1 protein-coding gene is annotated in these 1,489 nt (G+C 42.0%); it reads right to left on the reverse strand.

The genetic code is table 11. The features are described from left to right. Positions 1 to 584: 584 nt before the first annotated feature. Entirely contained in the window at positions 585 to 818 is a 234-nt protein-coding gene (locus F6K49_RS48300) for a hypothetical protein (RefSeq protein WP_293109774.1), read from the reverse strand. Positions 819 to 1,489 lie beyond the last annotated feature (671 nt).

Consider the following 1,489-nt stretch of genomic DNA (forward strand, 5'->3'; position numbering starts at 1 on the left):
AGTTGATCAATATCTATATATTTTACCGTCAGCGGTCAGCGGTCAGTGGTCAGCGGTCAGTGGTCAGCGGTCAGCCGTCAGCTATCAGCGGTCAGCGGTCAGCGGTCAGTGGTCAGCTTATTTTATTCATAGGACTTACGCATTTGCCCCCTAAATCCCCCAATTCTGGGGGACTTTGACATCATTACCCCCCAGAATTGGGGGGCTAGGGGGGCGAAATAAACTTCACCGCGTAAGTCCTGATTCAAAAGCTGTTCGGTGTAGCTTGGCCTACGGCCAATCGCTGTTCGCGTAGCGTGCGCGTAGCGCTTAAGCTTAGATAAAAAAAATCCGGTCAAGTGTTGGTTAACCCCAATGCTTGACCGAATTCTATTTTGTAAACGTAATTGAGTACAGCTTAGCTGTCATCAAATCCAAACAAAAACTGAATCAAGGAATCCATTCTTATCAAGTTACTCAGTAACTGCTTTCCAGCAAGTACATCCTAACTCTGTTTACATTATACTCCTCCACAAAATAACTTGCAAAAAATAACCTCCACAATTCCTGGCCGCCAGGGCGGCAAACCCTGGCAAAACCCTATCCTAGTCTAAGTACAAATACCGAATCAAAGTGGTCATAACCTCACCAGGATTTTCCGTAGGCTCGGGAGTGGTCCACTCATCGGGATAGGCGTATTTAAGGGCATAAATGGCATTAATAGTATGCCGAACTTGTTTAGGAGAACCAATCAAGATGTGCTTGACTTTCTTAGGTTTGCGACCTTGATTGTCAGGGTTTTGATTGTCATCGGAGTTGGGGTTAATGTTTTGATTCATGACTAGTTATTGTTTGAAAAGGTTGATAGTATTAATTTATCAATAAATAAATAAAATGTCAAGGGGTTTAGAAAATTTTTTTTATTACGAAATATGGAGATTGTGGAGAGAGTGGGGAGTGTGTTAATTGTGGGTATTTTAGGAATATAAACTAGTTTTTAGTAAGTAATCGTAGGGTGGGCAGTGCATAAGATCAATTACAAAGCTTATATTAGGTTTAATCGGCACTGCCCACCGACAGTAACAGTAATCGTAGGGTGGGCAGTGCATAAGACCAATTCCAAAGCTTGTAATCGGTTAAGTCAGCACTGCCCACCGACAGACAGTAACTTAAATATAAAAAATAGTTAATTGTATTATTTTTTAATAATGTTAATCGTCAGGTGGGCAGTGCTTCATACCAATTAAAAAGCTGACAATCTCGAAGGTAAGCACTGCCCACCCTACATCTCAAATACTGCTCACCGACATAAAATTAATGGTGTTGCCTAAATGTGGGATGATATTAATAGCTTTGTGGAATGGGCATCTTGCCCATAGCTTTGTGGAATGGGCATCTTGCCTGTTCCCACTCTTATCATTATCGGGGAGAAAAATTAGTGGACAGCCGAAAATACGCCCCAGCAACCCAGCGCAACCGGGAAGCAATTTTACAAGTACTTTTAGAGATA

Source organism: Moorena sp. SIO3I6 (assembly GCF_010672095.1).